The organism is Bradyrhizobium sp. S3.2.6 (assembly GCF_040546885.1).
Lineage (GTDB): Bacteria > Pseudomonadota > Alphaproteobacteria > Rhizobiales > Xanthobacteraceae > Bradyrhizobium > Bradyrhizobium cytisi.
The window spans coordinates 159,777-182,770 of the sequence record NZ_JBEPOS010000012.1 but is presented as its reverse complement, the minus strand read 5'-3'; the positions used below and the strand labels follow the sequence as shown (position 1 = coordinate 182,770).

Genomic DNA, 22,994 nt, shown 5'->3' with positions numbered 1-22,994 from the left:
CGTCATGGCTCATATCGAGGTTAAGGTGACCGAAGTGGTGGGCGAGGTGGCTGTGCAGTCCCCTCGCCGACCTTCGTTGCTGGCTTCGCTGGAGCGCATCCTCGGCCTCATCGTCGAAATCCCGGCAGCCGTCCTGGTGGTCGCCGAGATCGTGATCCTGTTTGCCGGCGTGGTGGCGCGCTACGGTCTCCACCGGCCACTGATCTGGTCCGACGAGCTCGCCTCGATCCTGTTCCTGTGGCTGGCTATGCTGGGCGCGGCGGTGGCGTTCCGCCGCTCCGAGCACATGCGCATGACAGCGATCGTCGCGAGCGCCAGGCCGGCGATGCGGGCCTATCTCGACCTCGTCGCGACCTGTGCCGCACTTGCGTTCCTGGCGCTGATCGTCTGGCCGTCCTACGACTACGCCTACGAAGAGAGCTACATCACCACGCCGGCGCTCCAGATCTCGAACATGTGGCGCGCCGCTGCGCTCCCGGTCGGGATCTGCCTGATGGCGGCGTTTGCCTTGCTGCGGCTGCTGCGCGCGGCGGACTACCGGACGGTCGTGGCCGCCGTGCTGTCGGTCGTCATCGTGATCGGCCTGTTCTGGCTGGCGCAGCCTTATCTGCGGCCGCTCGGCAATCTCAACCTTGTCATCTTTTTCGTCGGCGTCGCCGGCTTCTGTGTCTTTGCCGGCGTTCCCATTGCGTTCGGCTTTGGGCTGGCGATCTTCGGCTATCTGGCGCTGACCACGCACACGCCGGTCATGGTGCTGGTCGGGCGGATGGACGAGGGCATGAGCCACCTCATCCTGCTCTCGGTGCCGCTGTTCGTGTTCCTGGGGCTGCTGATCGAGATGACCGGCATGGCGCGGGCCATGGTGGCGTTCCTGGCGAGCCTGCTCGGCCATGTCCGCGGCGGGCTGCACTACGTGCTGGTAGGCGCCATGTATCTGGTCTCAGGCATTTCCGGCGCCAAGGCCGCCGACATGGCCGCGGTCGCGCCCGTGCTGTTCCCGGAGATGAAGCAGCGCGGCGCCAAGCCCGGCGATCTCGTCGCGCTGCTTGCGGCAACTGGCGCCCAAACCGAGACCATCCCACCGAGCCTCGTGCTGATCACGATCGGCTCGGTCACCGGCGTCTCCATCGCGGCGCTGTTCACCGGCGGCCTCCTGCCCGGCGTGGTGCTTGCGGTCACGCTCTGCATGCTGGTGTGGTGGCGCTACCGTCACGAGGATATGAGTCATGTCCGCCGCGCCACGGGCAGCGAGATCGGCAAGACCTTCGTCATCGCCCTGCCCGCGCTCGCACTGCCCTTCGTGATCCGCTACGCCGTGGTCGAAGGCATCGCCACCGCCACCGAAGTCTCCACCATCGGCATCGTCTATGGCGCCCTCGTCGGCCTCCTCGTCTACCGCCGCTTCGACTGGCGGCGGCTGTTTCCGATGCTGGTCGAGACCGCGGCGCTGTCGGGTGCGATCCTCCTGATCATCGGCACGGCCACCGGCATGGCCTGGGGTCTGACCCAGTCCGGCTTCTCGCGCTCGCTGGCATCAGCCATGACGGGATTGCCCGGGGGACCGGCGGCCTTCATCGCCGTCTCGATCCTGGCCTTCACCATCCTCGGCAGCGTGCTGGAGGGCATCCCGGCGATCGTGCTGTTCGGGCCGCTGTTGTTTCCGATTGCGCGTGCCGTCGGGGTGCACGAGGTCCACTACGCGATGGTGATCATTCTCGCCATGGGCATCGGATTATTCGCCCCGCCCTTCGGCGTCGGCTATTATGCCGCCTGCGCCATCGGACGCGTCGATCCGGCCGAGGGCATCAGGCCGATCTGGGGTTATCTGCTGGCGCTGCTGGTGGGATTGATCATCGTCGCGGTCTTCCCATGGATCTCGATCGGATTCCTGTAAGGCGGTGTGAAGGAGGGTGTCGATGCGTGAGAGCCAGTACAATATCGGCCTGGACAAGACCCCTGCCAACTATGTGCCGCTGAGCCCGCTGAGCTTCCTCGCGCGCAGCGCCGCTGTCTATCCCGATCACGTCAGCACCGTCTACGAAGGCCGCAGCTTCACGTGGGCGCAGACCTACGAGCGCTGCCGCCGCTTTGCCTCTTATCTCGCAGGCAAGGGCATCGGCGTCGGCGATACCATCGCGGCGATGCTGCCGAACATCCCGGCGATGAACGAGGCGCACTTCGCGGTGCCCATGACGGGCGCCGTGCTCAATGCGCTCAACATCCGTCTCGACGCGCCCTCGATCGCGTTTCAGCTCGACCATGGCGGCGCCAAGATCATTCTGGTCGATCCCGAGTTTTCGAGCGTGATCACCGATGCGCTGGCGCAGATGAGCGGGCCAAAGCCATTCGTGATCGACGTCGACGATGCCGCCTTCAAGGGCGGCAAGCGCATCGGCGAGATCGAATATGAAGCGGCGGTTGCGCAAGGCGATCCCGGCTTCACGGCGATTCCGCCCGAGGACGAATGGGACGCGATCGCGCTGAGCTATACCTCCGGTACGACAGGCAATCCAAAGGGCGTCGTTACGCATCATCGCGGCGCGTATCTCAACGCCGTCAGCAACATCCTCGCAGGCCAACTCGGCCAGCATCCGGTCTATCTCTGGACGCTGCCGATGTTCCATTGCAACGGCTGGTGCTTTCCGTGGACCATCGCGGCAGCTGCCGGCATCAATGTCTGCCTGCGCAAGGTCGAGCCGACAAAAATCTTCGAGCTGATCAAGGCCCACGGCGTCACCCACATTTGCGGCGCGCCGATCGTCTACAACACGCTGATCAACGCGCCCGACGCACCCAAAGGCAACGCCGCTCGCCGCGTCGTCGGCCTGATCGCAGGCGCCGCGCCGCCAGTCGCGGTGCTGGAGGGTGCGGAAAACATCGGCATCAAGCTCACGCACGTCTATGGCCTGACCGAGGTCTACGGCCCCGCCTCCGTCTGCGCCGAGCAGCCCGGCTGGGATGAGCTTCCAGCGCCCGAACGGGCGCGCATGAAGCGGCGGCAGGGCGTGCCCTACCCGCTCGAGGAAGGCGTCACGGTCATCAATCCGCAGACCATGCAGGAGGTGCCGCGTGACGGCGAGACCATCGGCGAGGTCATGTTCCGCGGCAATATCGTGATGAAGGGCTACCTCAAGAACGAGAAGGCGACGAAGGAAGCCTTCGAGGGCGGCTGGTTTCATACCGGCGATCTTGGCGTGCTCGACGAGCACGGCTACGTCATCATCAAGGACCGCTCCAAGGACATCATCATCTCCGGCGGCGAGAACATCTCGTCGGTCGAGGTCGAGGACATCCTCTACAAGCACCCGGCCGTGCTGTTCGCCGCCGTGGTCGCAAAGCCCGATCCGAAATGGGGTGAAGTGCCCTGCGCCTTCGTCGAATTGAAGGACGGTGCGAGCGCGAGCGAGGCCGACATCATCGCCTTCTGTCGTTCGCATATGAGCGGCTTCAAGACGCCGAAGGCCGTCGTGTTCGGACCGATCCCGAAGACGTCGACGGGCAAGATCCAGAAATTCCTGCTGCGCAACGAGGTCGGCTCGGCCAAGGCGATTACAGCCTGAGTGCGTTCCGGTTTCAGACACATGTAGAAACATGGGCCGTAACGGTCGCGCGTCGTCCCGAAACGATTGTGAATGTTCGACGACATCAGGACATCACAGGAAAAGATTGGAAAACATTAGAGACGCATTTACGTTTCGCTCCCGTCGGATTCGCTGTTTCCACCTGATTCGCCGCGCAGGCAGCGCGGCCGGCAACCGGCGCGGTTGGGGCGCTTCATGCGGTTGGTGTCGTGAGCACAGACGTGCGTGCGCGTCTGGCGCTGCTGCTATTGACGGCCGGATTGCTGCTGCCGCGCGCGGCGGATGCCCAGGTCATGCGTGAGTACGGCGCTTTCGCAGGCTCCGAGAATTTTGGCTATCCCGGTCCGAACGCATCTGGCGGCGGCTTCGGCAATTTCGGCGGCGGCAATAATTTTGCTGGCATGGGTGGCCCGATGCTCGGCCCCCCGCCGCAGGCCTCGGCTCTTGGCGGCGTGCCCTACGGCAATGGAAATGGTGGCGGCGCCGGGATGCAGCCGAACTATGGCTGGAACGCCGAGCCTCCAGGTCTCGCCACCGCAGGCAGGTTTGGCATGCAGCGGGCGTTTGGCGGTGGCTCCGCTGCTGCTTCGTCGCAGACCGAGATGGCGCAAGCCACGTTCCTGGCGATGGCGCAATTCACGCAGGCCCTGCTGGATCCAGCCATCGACGGGCGTGGCATCGGTCGACCCGAATTCGACTCGGAACTTTCGGCCTATGCCGATCCCGGTAATGACCGCACACATGGCGGCATCGGGCGGGAAGCCTATGAGGCGATCTACGGCAAACCATCGCTCGCGGCTCCGCACTGGAGCATCTGGGCCTCAGGTATCGGTGGCTCGCAGATGTCGACTGGCGGCAACGGCTCGGTCAGCCGGAGCTTTGCCACGGCGGTTGGCGCCGACTACTCGCTCTCGCCGCAGACGCGGGTGGGTTTTGCGCTCGCCGGCGGCGGCACCGGCTTTGCCAGCAATCTGTCCAGCGGCCGCTCCGACCTGTTCCAGGCCGGCACCTTCGTCAGGCACACGATCGGCGCGGCCTATGTCGCGACCGCGCTGGCCTATGGCTGGCAGGCCATCACCAGCGATCATCAGGTGACGCCGGCCGGCGGCGATCAACTCGCCCCAGCCATCAACGCCAATGCCTATTCCGGTCGTATCGAAAGCGGCTACCGGATTGCGACGCCATGGCTCGGCATCACGCCTTACGCGGCCGGCCAGATCACCATGTTTCGCCTGGCCACCAACCCCGGCCAGCCGGCCTACGCGGCCGACCCATCCGCGACGACCTCCGACAGCAACAGCTTCACCGACAGCCGCAGCGAGCTCGGCCTGCGCGCCGGCACGTCGTTACTGCTGGCTGGGGGCCTCCTCGACTTGCGTGGACGTCTTGCCTGGGCACATGATTTCAGCGCGACGCAATCGATGCCGGCGGTGTTCCAGGCCGTATCCCCTCAAGGCTTCGTCATCGGCAGCACCGCGATTGCGCCGAACTCGGCGCTGACGGGCGTATCGCTCGAGCTGCGAGCGCTCAACGGATGGTCGGCCGCAGCAAATGTCGACAGCGAGCTATCGAGCCTTGTACGCTCCTATACCGGCAAGGCTGTCCTGCGTTACACTTGGTGATCTCGCCATTTTGTCGATGGAAGCGAACGTGCAGGAGACTTCCGCCCGCTCGCACGCGGCGGACGAAAGTCCTACCCGTCCTCACATCTTCCTGTAGGCGTCGATCAATGCCTGGCCGTCAGCGCCTGTTTTCTTGAGCCAGTCGGCGGTGAGCTGCTCGCCGATCTTCTGGAAACCGGCCTTCAACGCCGGGCTGGGCGGCTCAACGATCATGCCCTTGGCTTTGAGCTGATCGATGTACCAATTGGCCTTGTCCTCCCAAGCCTTCCAGCCGCGTGTTTCCGCAGCGGCGGCGGCCTTGAGGATGGCGTCCTGCGTCGGCTTGTCGAGCGCCTCGAACGCAGCCTTGTTGACGAAGGTGTAGTCCTTCGGAATCCAGGCCTGCACGTCATAGAAATACTTAAGGGACTCCCAGGCTTTGGAATCGTAACCCGTGCCGCCAGACGACATGAAGGAATTCACCACGCCGGTCGCAAGCGCTTGTGGAAGCTCGGCCGCCTGGATCGTGACCGACTGCGCGCCGACCAGCTCGCCGATGCGCGCCGTTCCGACATTGTAGGCGCGCCATTTCAGTCCCTTCATATCCTCGATCGTGGCGAGCGGCTTGTTGACATAGACGCCTTGCGGCGCCCACGGCACGGCGAAGAGCAGCTTGATGCCCTGCGCATCGAGTTTCTTCGCGATTGCCGGCTTCGAGGCCTGATACAGCTTCATCGACTCCGCGAAACTGGTCGCGAGAAACGGCACGACGTCGATCCCGAAGACGGGATCCTCGTTTTCGTGGATTGAAAGCAGCAGCTCACCCATTTGCGCCTGCCCGGTCACGACCGCGCGCTTGATGTCGGGTGCCTTGAACAGCGAAGCGTTCGGATGAACGGTGATCAGGAGCTTTCCCGACGTGGCTGCTTCGACGTCCTTGGCAAAGGCAACCAGATTTTCCGAGTGCGGATTGTCCGACGGGTATGCTGCCGGCAGATTCCATTTCGTCTGGGCAAAGGCCGGCCCAGCGGCCAACACGGCGCCTGCAATCAGGCCTGCGCGGAGCAAATGAAGCGTCATCGTACTTCTCCTCACGGTCACTTTAGAATGCCGGGTGCGATCAATCGGGAAAGGCGAGCTTGGGCAGGAACAGCACAATCTGCGGATATTCGGTGATGATGAATACGGCGGCCAGCAGCAGGACGAAGAAGGGGAACGCCGCACGCGCCACAGTGAACGTATCGCGGCCGCTCATGTTCTGGAGCACGAACAGGTTGAAGCCGACCGGCGGCGTGATTTGCGCCATCTCCACGTGAATGATGAGGTAGACGCCGAACCAGACCAGATCGAGTCCGGCCTGCTTGACCATCGGCAGCACGATGACCGCGGTCAGCACGATCATCGAGATGCCGTCAATCAGGCATCCGAGAATGATGTACATGATGCTCAGATACAGCGCGAGCATGCCGGGCGTGAGCTGCTGTCCCTGGACCCAGGTGGCAAGCGCCGCCGGGATGCCGGTATAGGCCATCGCGGCCGTCGTATAGGCAGCGCCTGCCAGGATCAGCATGATCATGCAGGTCAGGCGCGTCGCGCTCATGATGCTTTCGAAGAAGGTCTTGCGCGTGAGCGTGCCGCTCCACCACGCCAGCAGCAGCGCGCCGGTAACGCCCCAGGCGGCACATTCGGTCGCGGTCGCAAAACCCAGCACGAGCGAGAGGAAGACGGCCAGGATCAGAAGCAGGCACGGGACGAGCTTGGCGGACTCTTGCAGCTTCCGGCGAAACGGCATCGGCGGGTCGCGCGGCGGAATCTTTTTTGGATTGAGTAGCGACCAGATGATGATGTAGCCGGAATAGAGCACCATCACGAGCACGCCCGGCAGGAAGCCGCCAAGGAACACCTGAAGCACGGACACGTTCGCCGTCACCGCGTAGACGACCATCGGGATCGACGGCGGGATCAGCAAGCCGAGCGTGCCGGAGCCGGCCAGCGACCCAAGGCTGAGCCCCTTGTCGTAGCCGCGCTTGTCGAGCTCCGGCAGTGCGATCTTACCAATGGTTGCGCAGGTCGCGGCAGAGGAGCCCGACACAGCTGCAAAGATGCCGCAGCCGATGACATTGACATGGGTCAGGCGCCCCGGCAGCCACTGAACCCAGGGCGAAAGTCCGCGGAACATCTCCTCCGACAGTTTTGTTCGGAATAATATCTCGCCCATCCAGATGAACAGCGGCAATGCCGCCAGCGTCCAGGACGCGCTTGCGCTCCAGGTGGTGGTCGCAAGCACCGACCCTAGCGGCAGGCTCGTGGTCAGCGCCATCGCCACGAAGCCGACGAGCCCAAGCGAAACGGCGATCCAGATGCCGCTTCCCAGCAGCAGGATCATGACCCCGAGGAGGATGAACGACAGCTCGATCATGCCAAGATTGGCCATGGTCAACCGCCGCCGCCTTGCGAGATACGTTCGATGAATTCGTCCGGCGTCTCGTCCGGGGAACTCTTCTCGTAGCTTGGACGGTTGCCGCCGACGACACTGACCATTTCGTCGATCAACGCGATCGACAGGATCGCAAGACCGCCGGCAAAGCCGAGCTGGGGAATCCAGAGAGGAAGCGCAACGACGCCCTGCGCCACGTCGTTGAAGCGCCAGGAATCGTAAGTCATCTGCACGGCATGTCGGGTGAAGTAGAGAACGAAGGCCGTTGCAATGCCGAGCGCCACGATCTCCGCCACCTGCTTGCTTCGCCCGTGCAAGCGCTCAAGCAGCAGGCCGACCCGGATCATCTCGCCGCGCTTGAAGGTGTGGGCGAGGCCCAGAAACGCCATCGCAGCCATGCACCACGATGCAAAATCATCACCAGCCGGGATGTTGAGCGCAAACTGCCGCCCGATCGACATGACCATCATGATGGCGAAGATCGCGAACAGGAAGACGCCGGCAGCGTAACCCGCACCCAGATAGAGCAGATCCAGAACGCGTCGGACAGGTCCAACAGCTGTTACGTCGTCGCCGTGCTCTGCCAACCCGGCCCCCATCCTCATATTGCGGTTCAATCAAGCTCGGCGATATCGCCAGCCTCGCTTGATTATCGCCTCCATCCGACGCCTGTCTTTGAGACGTTAGACCAACACGACAGGGCTCGCGAAAGCAAGGAGCATGCCGGCCTGCGGAAAAATTTCCGCTGGATGGGCTCAGTGAGTCTCCAGCCGCAGCCCGTCATAGGCCGGCACTACGCCTGATGGCAGCGATTGCCGGATCACCTCGTAATCGACGTCGGCGGTCATGTTGGTGATGATGGCACGTTTCGGCTTGAAGCGCTCGATCCAGGACAGCGCGTCGTTGATGCTGAAATGGCTGACATGCGGGGTGTAGCGCAGGCCATCGACGATCCAGAGATCGAGATTTTCCAGGGCGCCAAAGCTCTCGGGCGGGATGTCGTTGAGGTCAGGCGTGTAGGCGGCATTGCCGATGCGATAGCCAAGCGCGGGAATGTTGCCGTGCTGGACCAGGAAGGCGGTCATTGTCACGTTCCCGCCCTTGCCAATGATGATCTGGCTCCCGCCTGCCTCGATCGAATGCCGCGTCAGGATCGGCGGATAGTCGCTGCCCTCCGGCGAAATGAAGCAATAGGAGAACCGCGCCATGATATCTTTCGCGGTCGATTGATTGAAATAGACCGGGATGCGCCTGCGCATATGGATCACAACCGAGCGCAGATCGTCCATGCCATGGGTCTGGTCGGCATGCTCGTGCGTCAGGAACACTGCGTCGATGTGGTCGACATCGGTCGAGATCAACTGCTCGCGCAGGTCCGGCGAGGTGTCGATCACGACGCGTGTGGTGCCGTGGTTCGAGGTCTGTTCGACCAGCAGCGAGCAGCGGCGGCGGCGGTTCTTGGGATTGTTGGGATCGCAGGCGCCCCAGCCGAGGGCCGGGCGCGGTACGCCGGCGGAGGACCCGCACCCCAGGATCGTCAGCGTCAGCGTCATGCGGATCAGAACCTCAAGCTTTCACCTTGGAGAATAGGCGGAAGAAGTTTTCGCTGGTCTGGCGTGAGATCTCCTCGAGCGACACGCCGCGCGTCTCGGCGAGCACTTTTGCGACCTCGACCACATAGGCCGGCTCGTTGCGCTTGCCCCGGAACTTTCCCGGCGCAAGGTAGGGCGAATCTGTTTCAACCAGAATACGGTCAGCCGGCAGTTCGGCCGCGAGCGCGCGCAAGGCATCCGACTTCTTGAAGGTCAGGATGCCCGTGAAGCCGATGTAGAGCCCGAGCGACACCGCCTTCAGAGCCAGCTCGCGCCCGCCGGTGTAACAATGCAGCACGGCGCGAAACGGTCCGCGTGCCGCCTCCTCTTCCAGGATGCGCGCGCAATCCTCATCCGCCTCGCGGGTGTGGATCACCAGCGGCAGGCCGGTGGCGCGGGCCGCCGCGATGTGGGCACGAAAGCCCCTCGCCTGCGCCTCCGGCGAGCCGTCGTCGTAGAAATAGTCGAGCCCGGCTTCGCCGAGCGCGACCACCTTCGGATGCCGCGTCAGCGCGATCAACTCGTCCGGCGCAATGCCGTCTTCCTCGTCCGCATTGTGCGGATGAGTGCCGACCGAGCAATAGACGTCGTCGTAACGCCCGGCGATGGCGAGAAGCTGATCGAGCTTCCGCACCCGCGTCGAGATCGTGACCATGCGGCCGATCCCGGCCGCGCGGGCACGCGACACGATCCCGTCGAGATCCTCCGCAAAGTCAGGAAAATCCAGGTGGCAGTGACTGTCGACCAGCATCGTTCGAACGCCTCAGGCCGCCGGCTCGATGTAGCGCGGGAACGCCGGCGTCGGCGCTGGCAGCGTCGATCCAGCAGCGATCCGCTTGTCACCGCCGAGCATCGCAAAATCGCGCTCGCCCGCGGGGATGCCGAGGCTGTCGAGCAGCAAGCCCGATGCGGTCGGCATCGCCGGCTGGACCAGGATCGCGATCTGGCGCACGACTTCGGCGGTGACGTAGAGCACCGTCTTCTGTCGCGCCGGATCGGTCTTGGCCAGCGCCCACGGCGCCTCGCCCGCGAAATAGCGGTTGGCCTCGGCGACCACGGCCCACACGGCATTGAGCCAGTGATGGATCTGCTGCGTCGCCATCGCCTCACGCGACGCGGCGATCATGCCGTCGGCCATCGCCAAAATCGCCTTGTCGCTGTCGCTGAACTCGCCCGGCTCCGGCAGCACGCCGCCGAATTGCTTGGCGATCATCGACAGCGAGCGTTGCGCAAGGTTGCCGAGATCATTGGCGAGATCGGCATTGATGCGCGCGACGATGGCTTCATGGTTGTAGTTGCCGTCCTGGCCGTAAGAGACCTCGCGCAGGAAAAAATAGCGCATCTGGTCGACGCCATACTGGTCGGCGAGGTTGAAGGGATCGACGACATTGCCGACCGACTTCGACATCTTCTCGCCCCTGCTGAACAGGAAGCCGTGGGCATAGACCCGCTTCGGCAGCGAGATGCCAGCCGACATCAGGAATGCCGGCCAGTACACCGCGTGGAAGCGGATGATGTCCTTGCCAATGATATGCACGTCCGCCGGCCAGTAGCGCCAGTTCGTGTCGCTCTCGTCGGGGAAGCCGACACCGGTGATGTAGTTGGTCAACGCGTCGACCCACACATACATCACATGATCTTCGGCACCGGGCACTTTCACGCCCCAGTCGAAGGTGGTGCGTGAGATCGAGAGATCCCGCAGGCCGCCCTTGACGAAGCTGACGACCTCGTTCCGGCGCGCGTCCGGGCCGATGAACTCCCGGTGCTCCTCATAGAGCTTGAGCAGCTTGTCCTGATAGGCCGACAGACGAAAGAAGTAGCTCTCCTCCTCGACCCATTCGACCGGCGTGCCTTGCGGGCCAAGGCGCATGCCGTCGTCGTTCAGGCGTGTCTCGTCCTCGGCGTAATAGGCTTCATCGCGCACCGAGTACCAGCCGGAATAGCTGTCGAGATAAATGTCGCCGTTCGCTTCCATGCGCCGCCAGATCTCCTGGCTGGAGCGGTGGTGCTGTTCTTCAGTCGTGCGGATGAAGCGGTCGAACGACACGTTCAGGCGCTGGTCCATCTCCCTGAAGCGGTCGGCGTTACGGGTTGCGAGCGCAGACGGGGTGAGTCCCTCGTTCTGCGCGGTCTGAACCATCTTCTGGCCGTGCTCGTCCGTGCCGGTCAGGAAGAACACGTCCTTGCCGTCGAGCCGCGCAAAGCGCGCCAGCACGTCGGCCGAGATCGCCTCATAGGCGTGACCGATATGCGGGTTACCGTTCGGATAGGCGATCGCGGTTGAGATGTAGAAGACGTTGTCACGCGCGGGCGCGGCAACCGGCGCTGCCGGCTTCGGGGCGGCCACCGGCTTCGGTGCAGGCGGCGCCTTTGGTTTCGTCGCTTTGGGCTTCACGGCCTTCGGGGGGGTGGTGACTGGAGTCGGCGCGGCGATCACGGCGGGCGCGGTCGCCCTCGCCCTCTTTGCCGCCTTCTTCGCCGGAGCCTTGGCGGGTTTTTTGGCGGCCTTCTTTGTCGCGGCTTTCTTTGTCGCGGCTTTCTTGGCGACGACCTGCTTCTTCGCAGCTTTCTTGCCGGCCTTCTTGGCCGTCTTCGCAGTGCCCTTCTTGGTGGTAGCCTTCCTGGTCGTCTTGACCTTCTTGGCCGCTTTGCGCGCGAGCGCCTTCGCGGCCTTCTTGGCAGCGTTCTTCTTGCTGCTCTTGCCCTTGGCGATTTTCTTAGCTCGCGCTGCCACCACGAATTCCTTTACCAGCTTCTCAGAATTTGGAAACGTACCTGCGCCTAGCGCGTTGCGTCCGCGAGCCAGCCGAACACCGAGAAAACCAAGGGCTTTCGCTCCAGATTGTAGGTTTCGGTGTCGCGCGCGGCGCGGACGATCTTTTCCCATACCTCAGCTAGGCGCGCAAGGCGCGGCAGGTTCTGGTTGGCATTGGCATCGTCGGAATGGAGGCGTTCGGCGATCCAGCGATCGATGCCGTCGATGAAGGCCGCAAGCGCGACGCGGTCGCTGGTGCCAAGGGATTCGCCGAGCGTGTGCAATTCGCGCGGATCCACTTGCGGCAGACGTGCCAGCAGTGCCGCCGTCCGCTGTTGGAGTTTTAGCGCATCACCGCCAAGGAGGGTCAGTGCCCGTGCAACGCTGCCTTCGGAGGCCTCCGCCGCCTCGCGCAACGCGAGATCGGTCGGAGCGAGGTCGGCGGCCGTCGCGGCTGCGGCAATCACCTCGTCGGTCGTGAGCGAGCGCAAGCGCAGCTTGCGGCAACGCGACTGGATCGTGGCGAGCACGCGTGCGGGCGCGTGGCTGACCAGCAGGAACAGCGATTGCTGGGGTGGTTCCTCGAGGATTTTCAGCAGCGCGTTCGCCGCATTGGGATTGAGCTCGTCAACGGTGTCGACAATGCAGACACGCCAACCTTCCGCAGCCGCAGTCGAGCCGAAGAACGCGATGGTCTCGCGCGTCTCGTCGACGGTGATGACCGTCCGCATCACGCCACGGTCGTTGGCGGTGCGCTCCAGCGTCAAGAGACCGCCATGCGAGCTCGCCGCAACTTGCCGCGCCACCGCGTCATCAGGATCGATCGCGAGATCCTCGGCGCCCTGCACGGCGGGCGCCAGCGGCTGGCCGCGAGCGAGCACGAAGCGCGCCATACGATAGGCCAGCGTCGCCTTGCCTATGCCCTGCGGCCCGCCGATCAGCCAGGCGTGCGGAATGCGCCCGCTGCGGTAGGCGGTGAGCAGCGCGGTCTCGGCCTCGCGATGGCCGAACAGAAGGCTTGTCTCGCGCGGATGCGGAATGGCGGATTCACGCTCGACCTGACGCGGGCTCATGCCGAGATCACCGATGCGGGCGTCGGCAGGAGGCGGTCGCGCAGCGCGGTCCAGACGCGTTCGGCAACCGTATCAGGATCGGAATTGGCGTCGATCAGCACGCAGCGTGCGGGATCATCCGCGGCGATCTTGCGATAGGCCTCGCGCAGGCCTTGGTGGAAGGCGAGCTTCTCGCCCTCGAACCTGTCAGGCGTGCCGCTGCCGCGCCGCGCCGCCGCGCGTGCCAGGCCGATCTCGACCGGCAGGTCCAGGATGAAGGTGAGGTCCGGCTTGAGATCGCCGATCGTGACCCGCTGCATGGCGTTGATCAAACCGGCGGGCACGCTGCCGAGGCTGCCCTGATAGGCCCGCGTTGAGTCTGCGAAACGATCGCACAGCACCCAAATGCCCTGCTTGAGCGCGGGCTCGATCAATGTGCGGACATGGTCGTCGCGTGCGGCGGCAAACAGCAGCGTCTCGGCTTCGGGCCCGAGCAGCTTGCCCATCCCCGACAGCACCAGATGGCGCATGATCTCGGCGCCGGGCGAGCCGCCCGGCTCGCGCGTGACGAGCGTGCGCAACTTGGCCGCTTTGAGCCGGTCGGCGAGCTTCTTGATCTGGGTCGACTTGCCGGTCCCCTCGCCTCCTTCAAAGGTGATAAAGCGTCCGCGTCCGGACGGCCGCTGTCCCGTGCTCTCACTCATGATCAGAGCTTCTCGGCGCCTGCGCGGAACATGCCGATCACGAGCTCGCTGGCCCCGTCGATCGCGCGCCGCACGGTCGACCCGGTGCCGATTGCCTCGGCCGCATAGACCGGCGTCTCCACCGCGATATTGCCGCCGCGCCAGACCCTGACCACGCCTACCCGCTGCCCCTCCTGAACCGGCGCGCGGACCGGACCGCTATAGATGATGCGCGCGATCAGCTTGTCGCCGCCGCTCTTGTGCACCATCACCTTCACCGGCTCTTTCGCAACGAGCTTCACCGAACGGCTCTCGCCGCCAAACACCTTGGCATAGCCGACCGGCTGGTCGGCCGCGATCAGCGTGCGGGTCTCGAAATTGCGAAAGCCCCATTCCAGCATCTTCTTGGCTTCGGTGGCGCGATCCTCGCTGTCCTCAAGCCCGTTGACGACGACGATCAGTCGCGTGCCATTCTGCACGGCCGAGCCGACCATGCCGTAGCCGCCTTCCTTGGTGTAGCCAGTCTTCAGGCCGTCAGCGCCTTCCATCGAATTGAGCAGCGGATTGCGGTTGGGCTGGCGGATCTTGTTCCAGGTGAACTCCTTCTCGCCGAACAGTTTGTAGAATTCGGGGAAGTCCAGGATGATGTGGCGGGCGAGCATGCCTAGCTCGCGCACCGTCATCTTGTTGCCGGGGTCGGGCAAGCCGTTGGAGTTGGCGAAAGTCGATTTGGCCATGCCGAGCTCGCGGGCGCGCTTGGTCATGAAGTCGGATGCAAAGATCCGCTCGTTGCCGGCGATGCCTTCGGCGAGCGCGATGCAGGCATCGTTGCCGCTCTGGATGATCGCGCCGTGCAGGAGGTCATCGACCGAAACCTTGCTGTTGATGGCCGCAAACATGGTCGAGCCACCGGAGGGCGCGCCGCCTTTGCGCCAGGCGTTCTCGCTGATCCGGTATTCGTCGGTCAGCTTGATGTCGCCCTTCTTGATCGCGTTGAACACGACCTCCGCGGTCACGAGCTTCATCATGCTGGAGGGCGCGCGCAGCTCGTCGCCGTTCTTCTCGAACAGCACGCTGCCGCTGGAGGCCTCGATCAGGATCGCGGTGGGGGCGTCGCCGTCAAAGCCTGCATCTTCGGTTTTCTTGGCGCCCTGGACGCTCTGGTTGGCGGCGTAGAGCACCCCGCCCCAGCTGAGACTCACCGCAATCGCCGCCGCGACCAGCCCGCGCGCCAGTGCTCCGGCCGACAATCCGGTATGACCGGGCGAGATGAGACGAAATGCCATGGCGAAGCCCTGAGAGCGGCGTTCTAACAGTTGGCACCGGTGCGAACAACATGAGGATCGGTGCTTGCCTGCGAGATTGCACGATTCTCCTCGCGTCCCTATCGTGACATCTCATGTTTCTCGACCAAACCCCTGAAACAAGGCGGAAAAGCGATGTCCACCACGCGCGTGATCAAGGCCAACGGGATCGATCTCTTCATCCGCGAGGCCGGCCAGGGGCCGCTGGTGGTGCTGTGCCATGGCTGGCCGGAACTATCCTATTCCTGGCGGCACCAGATCCCGGTGCTCGCGGCTGCAGGCTTTCATGTCGTGGCCCCGGACATGCGCGGCTACGGCCAGAGTGCGGCGCCGCCTGACGTGACCGCCTATTCGATCTTCGACCTGGTAGGCGACGTCGTCGGCCTGGTCCAGGCGCTCGGCGCGACCAAGGCGATGGTGGTCGGCCACGACTGGGGTGCGCCGGTCGCCTGGCATGCGGCGCTGTTCCGCCCCGATATCTTTACGGCCGTTGCCGGCCTGAGCGTGCCGCCGCCATTCCGCGGACGCGGCAAGCCGCTCGAGCTGCTGCGCCAGGGCGGCATCACCAATTTCTACTGGCAGTACTTTCAGGCGCCCGGCGTCGCCGAGGCCGAGTTCGAGCGTGACGTCGCCCGCACCATGCGCACCGTGCTCGGCGGGCGTGGACTTGCCGATCCGAATGCGGCGATGTTCGTGCAGGAGGGCAAGGGCTTTCTCGGCCAAGCCAGCACCGAGGAGCCGCTGCCGGCGTGGCTGAGCGAGGCCGATCTCGCCTATTTCACCGAAGCCTTCCGCAAGTCGGGATTCCGCGGCGGGCTGAACTGGTATCGCAACCTCGATCGCAATTGGGAGCTGACCGCGCCCTGGCAGGACGCGCAGATCCAGCAGCCCTCGCTTTTCATCGCAGGTGCGCAGGACGCCGTCATCACCGGCCTGATCGGCGCCAAGCGCGTCAACGAGCTGGAGCGCGTGCTGCCTAACCTGACGCGAAAACTGATCATCGAGGGCGCCGGCCATTGGGTGCAGCAGGAGCGGCCGAACGAGGTCAACGCTGCGCTCGTGAGCTTCCTGCGCGACGCGGCGTCGCGCTAGCGAGCGCCTCGTATTCCAGGATCAGTAGAGGCCGCGGCCGGTCAGGATGCTGCGGGCTTCGGCGGCGCCGTCACCGGAAGCCGCAGGACCGCTCTCGGCGGCATAGCGGCCGTCCTCGTCATAGGATACCTGGCGAGCATTCTGGAACGCGCGGCCCCGGCTGCGGCTCGAGGCCGACATCTCCGAGGTCGCATTGATCGAGGCGACGTCGGCCGAGGTGTTGCCGAGCGAATACGGCCGCCCCTCCGGCATCGGGACATCGCCCCGGATGGCGCCGCGGCTCGACGACAGCTCCGGCACGAACGGCCGCGCCGAGGCGACCCGGACCATCGAGGGCGACGGCGCGGGAACACCGGTGCGCAAGGTCGCCATCAGCTGGCGGTCGTCGGAGCCTTCGAGCGGCGCCCGGCCGACATATTCGACACGAACCCTGGCAACACCATTGCCTTTGAATTCAAGCAGTTCAGCGGCCTTGTTCGAGACGTCGATGAGGCGGTTGCCGTGATAGGGCCCGCGGTCATTGACGCGGACGACCAGCGACTTGCCGTTCGACAGGTTGGTGACCCGCGCATAGGACGGCATCGGCAAGGTCGGATGTGCCGCCGTCAGCGAGCCCATGTCGAACACTTCGCCATTGGCGGTCTGGCGGCCATGGAAATCGTCACCGTACCAGGACGCCAGGCCCTCGGCGCGGTAGTTGACGTCCTCCTCCGGCACGTAGGTCCGGCCTGCAACCATATAGGGCTTGCCGACGCGATAAGTGCCGCCGCCCTTGGGGACGGGATCGCCCCAGGCCACGACTCGCGGGCTGGAGGACACGCCGTATTTGGGATCGACCCGGCTGGCGAACTTGTTGGACGAGGCGCAATTGGCGAGCGCCAGGCAGGTGGCGACCGCCGCGACGCTACGCGCCGCCCGCACCACCGAATCTGACCGTCGGATTCCCATTCGCCCCAAATACCATTTCGCCGGAGCCGGCCCCAACCCGCTTGCCTGCAGGGAGTGCCTTCCGGACCTCAAGCTCCGAGGCGGCCCACCACCGTCTCAGAGGCGGTAACGATAACGCAACTCGAACACGGCGGAAATGGGGAGCCCACAGCGTTCGCGCCGGGATGGTAAACAGGACGTTTGGCATTCTCCGCTGATCTACGGAGCGCGAGGGCTTCAGCACCGCCTCCTTTGTGCCAGACCCGCACAAGCTGTTGCGCCAAAAGCTCACTCCACCCCCATTGTCGCCGGCTTCACTGGAATTCTTTTGACTGTGCAAGGCCGCCCGCGTTTTCTCAGCTGCAGGGGCGGGATTGGAATTTAACGATGATCGAGACGGTTTCGGCACTGATGGGTCTGGTAAGCGCGGGGATCTTTTTGGCCCACGCGTTTGAAGGCTACCGCACGAGGGCCTGACGGCACGCGCGGGCGACATTGCATCACCTCTTCATGGCGGCAGGTTCGGACAATCTTAATCAATCCGATCGAGCATCAAGGACGAGAGCGGCAGGTGTCCCATGCGAAAACATGACCTGGTATCCGACGGCTTTCTGGCACTGACCGCAGGCGGTCTGGTCCTGCTCTGCTCGAGCCTCGTCGCCCTGGCCTTCGGCTAATCCTCGTAACCTTCGTAGTCTCTGCCATCGGCAGAGTCGTCGACAAGTTCAGCGACGCCACCGCGCGCAGGCAGGCCGAGTGCAGGCAGGCCGAGTGAAGTGATCAATCGCCGGCTTTGCTCGCTGCGGCTGCGAGCTGCGCCAGCGCCTGGTGCAGGCATTCCTGAAGCTTCTGCGCGACCTGCTCGCGCGAAATCCCTTTCGCCGCGAGATCGCTCGATACCTTGCTCAGGGTCATCGTCTGGTTGGCCAGATTGTCCGTGACCAGCGCCGTCGCGTAAGCTGCTGCCGCATCGGCGCTGAGTCCGAGCTGACCAGCGGCCCAGAGCCCGAGCAGCTTGTTGGACCGGGCCGCGGCCTTGAACATGAGCTCCTCGTCGTGGGCGAATTTGGCCTCGAAGCCCTGCTCGCGCTTGTCGAACGTGGTCATGACCGATCGGTCCCGTTGGCCGTCAGACTTTTGCCGCGGCCGCCTCTCGGGCCAGCCGCTCGGCCTTCAGCCGTTCCCGATTCTCATAAAACGCCTTCTGCGCGGCCTCGTGGTCGCGCATGGCCTTCTCTGCCTCGACGCGGCGCGCCGCATCGCGCGCCTGGCGCTGCTCAGGGGTCAGGGGTTTGCGTCGGAAGGAAAGATCTTCTGTCATGCCAAGATAACGCGACGGTGAGGAAAAAGTTCCGTGTGGCGCGCCGGCCGGACATGCCGAAAGATCGAAAACAACCCCATGCACAGTAGCCCATGCCTGTTGGATCAAGGACTTGCGCGCCGACCCCTGGCATTCCCGCAAAAACCATTTGACGCGTCGGGCAAAACAGTGACAATATGCGAATATTCCGAAATCAAAAAATCGCTTGTCCGTCTGGTGATACAGCGTCAGCAGAATTGGTCGCCCGAGGCGCGGAGATCAAGGACGCTTTCGATGCGTGGCACGGGAAGCGGCAACGAGGGTACGTCAAGGCCGGGCGCGAGATGAGCCGAGCCCAGGGCAACTCTTCCACGTTCGGAGCGTCCTCCGCGAAACGCAGGCGAACCCGTCTCCCACGCAACGCAAATCTCGGACGATGAAACGGTCCTGAAACAATTGCCGCGTATGATTAGCGGTATTTCTGAAGAAGTTTGCTACTCGGGGTATCCCATTTCATTGCGATCTGTCTCTTTTTGGAGGCGCAACCATGGATTTGAGAACAGAAATTGCGGTCGGCGCGCGTTTCAAGCTCAGCGACCTCGGAACAATTCGTTGCCCGGAATTGGCTGGCAAGGCTGGCATCGTTGTCGCCACAAGCTCTCGGACGACCGGCATCACCATTCTGTTCGATGGTGCCAAACGACCTACCGTTTTGCACAGGGACTACATCAGCCCAAGCTTGTAAGAGGATGAACATCGCTCCGTCCCACTATTGGGCCCATCTAATGAGGTACCCAAAAAGGTCGTCAGGATAGCTGGCGCGTCTTGATTTGGTCCGTGTACAGGCGTAAATGCGTCGCGGCTTCGTACCGACTTCTTCCAATTTCCCCGCTTCAGTAGGTTTGTAATCTCCACTAGGTCACCTCGGATGGGGGCGAGACTCATGGAAATATTTCGCGCCGAGAAGATTTGCGTTGTCGAGGACAACTCAAGCAAACCCTGCCGAATCTGCGGCCAGAAAATGAAGCTTGTACGAACGGTGGTGGACTCTGACAGTGGAGACATCACTCACATGTTCGAATGCCCGTGCGGTAAGCGCCTCTGGGACGACTGAGGCGTACCCCCGCACCAATTGTACAGAAGGGCGCCCCGCAACGGCTGGATGACGCACCGCCGACGGCTGAGGCGGTAAAGGCTGGGCGGCCGGTTCGCGCTGGCGGGGCCTTTGCCAAATTCCGATAATCCTCAGTAGTTCACCGGGGCTGTGATCAGCATCGTCCAAAACTATGCTGCCACGCCTGTGAGCGTGAGCGCTGGGTAATGGCCGACGGCCGAACGAGGGACATTCCACCTATCCTCATCTGCAATAAGTGCGGGCGGCCGATGGATTATCTTGCGACACTGCCACAGATTGCAAACCTGCCAGCAGTACATGCTTACAGATGCTTGCCGTGCTTCCGGGTCGACACAATCGAGTTGGAGTAAGGCTGCTCAAATCCCTCGGTCACCTCCTCTTTCGATAGCCTTGATGCAAGCTGCTGTTGTCGCGCTCGAAGTCGGGCCGAACATCGGCGCCGCGAAACGTTGGCGGACCGGTGCCAGTGCCGTCCTTTCTGCGTGATAAGAACGTACTTGATGATCTCGTGCGACTTCTGCAACACGCCGAGTGTGCCCCGAGCCCAGTGCCCCCTGTTATTGAGGTCCCTCTCTTCAACTGCCGTCATGCCGCTCCCTGCCTATGGCCGTGTTCCAACGCCCCATAGATCAATTCACGCAGCACGTGTGATATCTTAAATTCCGTCAATGCAGAAACCGCAGCTGGCGGCTGACGTTCGACCGTTGTGGGGCGCAGCTACTGGAGACAGACATGAAGCTCATAGCAAGCGCAATCGTCATCGCGCTCGCAACGTCGTCTGCGATGGCGGCGCCGCAAACCGGCCGGCTGGACCTCTCGGTTTCGGTTCCGAGTGCGCAGAACTCGGGCGCCGGGATCCCAGGCTTTGCTGGAAACAAGAATGGTCCCGCTGTGCATCGAGGGATGACAGTTGGTTCCACTGCGGCGAAGGACCAGGCGAACCCGGCCATCAAGAATCAGGACACGGCAGAGATTGCGGGCTTGCCGGGAAGTAAGAGCGGGCCGCCCGCCAAGCCGCACGGGGGCTTGTAAGGCGCCTTCCTAAGAAGGTTCGAACCCGCGGGGAGAAATCCGCCGCGGGTTTTTGTTTCGATACCAGAGTTAGGCGCTGTCGTGGAACGCTGCAGACCAATCATCCACAAGGGAGGCCCCTATAACAACTCATCGCGCAGCGTAACTGCGGAAGACTCGATTACGTAATTACGGTGACGCTGCACTTTACTAGCACTGGCAGCAGTGACGACAGAGGGCAGCTGATTAACGGAATGACATCGCCATGCTCTCAGCTCCGGCTGAAGCCGCGCCCCTCCCCGATGTCATCAGCTTCCCTTGGATGCGGTCCCTGACTGCGCCCCGCCAAGGCCGGGATTGATGGCCAGCGATGCTCCGGCGGCGCCGCCGGCTTCATAGGCCGTCATCGAAACTCCAAGAATCAGGACGTGCCCCTTGCGCTCGCCCTCCGGTTGCGCAAGCCTTGCCCCGGCTGGGGGTCAAATGAAGGACAAGCTCATCATCGCGCTGGTAATCATCGGCCTCGGCATTTTCGCGTATGCCGCTTTCGCACCACGCGGCGATGACGCCAGCCGCCCCGAGAAGAACAAGCCGAAGGTCGACACCGTCTCGGATCCCGCTGTTATCTTGCCCAAAGCGTTGAAGGCGCTCGATGATCAAGTCCGAGTGCAAGACGGCTTTATCGTCGTGACGGAGACGGGCGACTTGGAAACGTACCTTCTGCCTCTACGATCGCCCTGGATGGTTCGCTGCGGGATTGGGCTGTCGATGCAATTGGGATCGGTTGTCGGTGGCACCCCGGAATCGGTCGGCAGCCAGATTGACCTCTGGCTCGCTAGCGACATGATCGACAAGACCGCGTGCACTGCGATAGCCGCTAAGGTCGGTGCGCGCCTGCAGGAAAAGCTCGGCGAGCGATGAAGAAAACGGATTAGAAGGCTCGGAATAACGGCCGGGGCGCCGATTGACAGGACGGGTTGCTTCTCCCAACATCGACTAGTGGTTGAAAGGAGATTTGAGATGAAAAGTTTGGCTTATGGAATTTTGATTGTCGGGTTTCTGGCCACCGCCGCTACCGGCGCTGATCTAAAGTATAACCCCAGCGACTGCGGCAGCATCGGATGCCCAACGAAGCCGACACCCTTTACCTCTGACGCAGGCAGCGCAACATTGCCGCTAACCATCACCAAAAACCCGAAATCAGAAATCCGATCTTACTCTGGTCAAACACCGATTGTCGACCAACCGATGAACGACCCAAGGCTTCCTCAACGATACCGGGGGCAAAGCGCGCGCACTTATAGCGGATGGGATTTCGTCGCAGTTCGAACGAGAGGATCAAATGGACAGGACGCTACCACGGTTCGCATGAGCTTTAATGTAGTAACGCACTGGGCCTCCACCGACCCTGCTAGCAACGTTCTTTTTTCAAAGAACGGCAGAGTTATAAAATTCCTCGATCAAGGTGGTGGGATTCTCTTTTCATTCAGCGACGTTGGTAGGACAACCGGGGGCGGCTTCGGTAACTGCGGCGCAACCGGCAGAGCTACAGAGCAGCCCTTCCAGATCGAGAACTCTGTATTTGAAGCCACTGTGTCTATTCAGGTCGACGCGCTCCCGGAACTATTTCTTGCATGCAACTAGAGATCGCACCGGAGTTACGCTGACGCTGCACTTTATGAGCACGCCGGCAGCATAGACGACTGATATCGCCATGCTCTCAGCTCCGGCTGAAGCCGCGCCCCTCCCCGATGCCATCAGCTTCCCTTGGATGCGGTCTCTGACTGCGACCCGCCAAGGCCGGGGTTGATGGCCAGCGACGCTCCCGCGGCGCCGCCGGCTTCATAGGCCGTCATCGACACCATCCGGCCGCCGCTACGCTGCGTCCGGAGCTTGAGGTCGAGCTTGTCGAATTCTGCATCGACCACCGAGGTCTTGAGAACGACCAGCCCGCGGCCGGTGCTTGCGTTGACCTGATCGCGACCGGCCTTGATCGCCACCAGCCGGTGCGCGATGGACGCCACCATCCCGAGCGCGAAGGAGGCATTGGCCAGATGGCGCTGCTGGTGCCGGAACCTGATGTAGTCGACCGAGGTCTTGAAGCGGCCAAGCTCGGCGCGCACGGCGCCGTCGATCAACTCGGCCAGATAATGCGCGACCTCGATATCCGCGCCGAGACCGAAGAACACATAGCTGCTCTCGCCGGCCGCATTCTTCTCGCGCCAGACCCGACAATCGCAGAAATGAGCGATCGCGCCGATGCAGTCGTCCAGGGGAATTCGCTTCTTGCGATGGGTCTCGTAGACCCTCCGCTCGCACGGCGAGGCACGCAGCTCGACGTCGGAGAGCGACAAATCGTGACGATCCAGCAACTCGGCGACCTTGGCGGCGGCCGACAGCGCCTCGTCCTCGGTGCAACCGTTGGCGATCGTCTTGGCGCGCAACGCCTGAATGCGGAGCTTCAGCTTGTCGAGCGTGGCCGGATTGAACGTCTGATTCACCGATCACCTGCCCGGGAAAGCCC

General features: G+C 63.2%; 21 protein-coding genes and 1 pseudogene. 8 read left to right on the top strand and 14 right to left on the bottom strand.

What is annotated here, in order from left to right:
- Positions 1–4: 4 nt before the first annotated feature.
- The 3 genes from ABID58_RS21930 to ABID58_RS21920 all read left to right on the top strand — a co-directional run bounded on the left by ABID58_RS21930 (position 5) and on the right by ABID58_RS21920 (position 5,203).
- Positions 5–1,894, top strand: coding sequence for a TRAP transporter large permease (locus tag ABID58_RS21930; protein WP_354034531.1), 1,890 nt, complete (start codon positions 5–7; stop codon positions 1,892–1,894).
- Between the two features lie 22 nt (positions 1,895–1,916).
- Positions 1,917–3,560 (top strand): acyl-CoA synthetase, encoded by a 1,644-nt coding sequence (locus ABID58_RS21925; RefSeq protein WP_354034529.1) that lies wholly within the window; start codon positions 1,917–1,919, stop codon positions 3,558–3,560.
- Between the two features lie 230 nt (positions 3,561–3,790).
- Positions 3,791–5,203, top strand: a complete 1,413-nt coding sequence (locus ABID58_RS21920) for an autotransporter outer membrane beta-barrel domain-containing protein (protein ID WP_354034527.1) — start codon at positions 3,791–3,793, stop codon at positions 5,201–5,203.
- A gap of 81 nt (positions 5,204–5,284) precedes the next feature.
- On the opposite strand, the gene ABID58_RS21915 is transcribed toward ABID58_RS21920, so the two are convergent.
- The 9 genes from ABID58_RS21915 to ABID58_RS21875 form a co-directional block, all read right to left on the bottom strand.
- Positions 5,285–6,262 carry a TRAP transporter substrate-binding protein gene (locus tag ABID58_RS21915; RefSeq protein WP_354034525.1) on the bottom strand — a complete coding sequence of 326 codons (978 nt, stop codon included), beginning with the start codon at positions 6,260–6,262 and terminating at the stop codon, positions 5,285–5,287.
- 40 nt (positions 6,263–6,302) lie between these two features.
- Complete coding sequence (locus ABID58_RS21910; RefSeq protein WP_148749233.1) at positions 6,303–7,616, bottom strand: TRAP transporter large permease; 1,314 nt, start codon at positions 7,614–7,616, stop codon at positions 6,303–6,305.
- 2 nt (positions 7,617–7,618) lie between these two features.
- Positions 7,619–8,224, bottom strand: coding sequence for a TRAP transporter small permease (locus ABID58_RS21905; RefSeq protein WP_354034523.1), 606 nt, complete (start codon positions 8,222–8,224; stop codon positions 7,619–7,621).
- Positions 8,225–8,374: 150 nt separating this feature from the next.
- Positions 8,375–9,172, bottom strand: coding sequence for an MBL fold metallo-hydrolase (locus ABID58_RS21900; protein WP_148749235.1), 798 nt, complete (start codon positions 9,170–9,172; stop codon positions 8,375–8,377).
- A gap of 13 nt (positions 9,173–9,185) precedes the next feature.
- Positions 9,186–9,962: a TatD family hydrolase gene (locus tag ABID58_RS21895; protein WP_354034521.1), complete on the bottom strand. Its 777-nt coding sequence runs from the start codon at positions 9,960–9,962 to the stop codon at positions 9,186–9,188.
- Between the two features lie 12 nt (positions 9,963–9,974).
- Positions 9,975–11,945, bottom strand: a complete 1,971-nt coding sequence (gene metG / locus ABID58_RS21890) for a methionine--tRNA ligase (protein ID WP_354034519.1) — start codon at positions 11,943–11,945, stop codon at positions 9,975–9,977.
- Positions 11,946–11,992: 47 nt separating this feature from the next.
- Positions 11,993–13,039, bottom strand: coding sequence for a DNA polymerase III subunit delta' (locus tag ABID58_RS21885; protein WP_148749238.1), 1,047 nt, complete (start codon positions 13,037–13,039; stop codon positions 11,993–11,995).
- A complete protein-coding gene (gene tmk, locus ABID58_RS21880; protein ID WP_148749239.1) occupies positions 13,036–13,722 on the bottom strand; it encodes a dTMP kinase in 687 nt (228 codons plus the stop codon). Before tmk ends, ABID58_RS21885 begins: the two co-directional genes overlap by 4 nt.
- Before the next feature lie 2 nt (positions 13,723–13,724).
- A complete protein-coding gene (locus tag ABID58_RS21875) occupies positions 13,725–14,987 on the bottom strand; it encodes a D-alanyl-D-alanine carboxypeptidase family protein (protein ID WP_354034517.1) in 1,263 nt (420 codons plus the stop codon).
- Between the two features lie 153 nt (positions 14,988–15,140).
- On the opposite strand from ABID58_RS21875, the gene ABID58_RS21870 reads away from it, so the two are divergent.
- The gene (locus ABID58_RS21870) at positions 15,141–16,097 is read left to right on the top strand and encodes an alpha/beta fold hydrolase (protein ID WP_354034515.1); all 957 of its coding nucleotides are present in this window, start codon (positions 15,141–15,143) and stop codon (positions 16,095–16,097) included.
- Positions 16,098–16,118: 21 nt separating this feature from the next.
- Here the strand turns inward: ABID58_RS21870 and ABID58_RS21865 are convergent, their stop codons facing one another.
- From ABID58_RS21865 to ABID58_RS21855, 3 genes are all read right to left on the bottom strand, one after another.
- Positions 16,119–17,045, bottom strand: a complete 927-nt coding sequence (locus tag ABID58_RS21865; protein ID WP_354034513.1) for a septal ring lytic transglycosylase RlpA family protein — start codon at positions 17,043–17,045, stop codon at positions 16,119–16,121.
- A 759-nt stretch (positions 17,046–17,804) separates the two neighbouring features.
- Positions 17,805–18,131 (bottom strand): DUF1476 domain-containing protein, encoded by a 327-nt coding sequence (locus ABID58_RS21860; RefSeq protein WP_354034511.1) that lies wholly within the window; start codon positions 18,129–18,131, stop codon positions 17,805–17,807.
- A 22-nt stretch (positions 18,132–18,153) separates the two neighbouring features.
- A complete protein-coding gene (locus tag ABID58_RS21855; protein WP_148749352.1) occupies positions 18,154–18,345 on the bottom strand; it encodes a hypothetical protein in 192 nt (63 codons plus the stop codon).
- Positions 18,346–18,871: 526 nt separating this feature from the next.
- Here ABID58_RS21855 and ABID58_RS21850 point away from each other — a divergent pair.
- Both ABID58_RS21850 and ABID58_RS21845 read left to right on the top strand, forming a co-directional pair.
- On the top strand, positions 18,872–19,069 hold the full coding sequence (locus tag ABID58_RS21850) for a hypothetical protein (RefSeq protein ID WP_148749244.1): 198 nt from the start codon (positions 18,872–18,874) through the stop codon (positions 19,067–19,069).
- Between the two features lie 1,122 nt (positions 19,070–20,191).
- Complete coding sequence (locus ABID58_RS21845) at positions 20,192–20,491, top strand: hypothetical protein (RefSeq protein ID WP_148749245.1); 300 nt, start codon at positions 20,192–20,194, stop codon at positions 20,489–20,491.
- A gap of 287 nt (positions 20,492–20,778) precedes the next feature.
- Here ABID58_RS21845 and ABID58_RS37400 read toward each other — a convergent pair.
- A pseudogene (locus ABID58_RS37400) lies at positions 20,779–20,883 on the bottom strand (DUF7168 domain-containing protein); the annotation flags it as partial.
- Positions 20,884–20,953: 70 nt separating this feature from the next.
- Between ABID58_RS37400 and ABID58_RS21840 the strand changes: the two are divergent.
- Together ABID58_RS21840 and ABID58_RS21835 are read left to right on the top strand one after the other, a co-directional pair.
- The gene (locus ABID58_RS21840; protein ID WP_354034509.1) at positions 20,954–21,391 is read left to right on the top strand and encodes a hypothetical protein; all 438 of its coding nucleotides are present in this window, start codon (positions 20,954–20,956) and stop codon (positions 21,389–21,391) included.
- A 99-nt stretch (positions 21,392–21,490) separates the two neighbouring features.
- Entirely contained in the window at positions 21,491–22,114 is a 624-nt protein-coding gene (locus tag ABID58_RS21835; RefSeq protein WP_354034507.1) for a hypothetical protein, read from the top strand.
- 113 nt (positions 22,115–22,227) lie between these two features.
- Here the strand turns inward: ABID58_RS21835 and ABID58_RS21830 are convergent, their stop codons facing one another.
- Positions 22,228–22,971 carry a DUF7168 domain-containing protein gene (locus tag ABID58_RS21830; protein WP_354034505.1) on the bottom strand — a complete coding sequence of 248 codons (744 nt, stop codon included), beginning with the start codon at positions 22,969–22,971 and terminating at the stop codon, positions 22,228–22,230.
- Positions 22,972–22,994 lie beyond the last annotated feature (23 nt).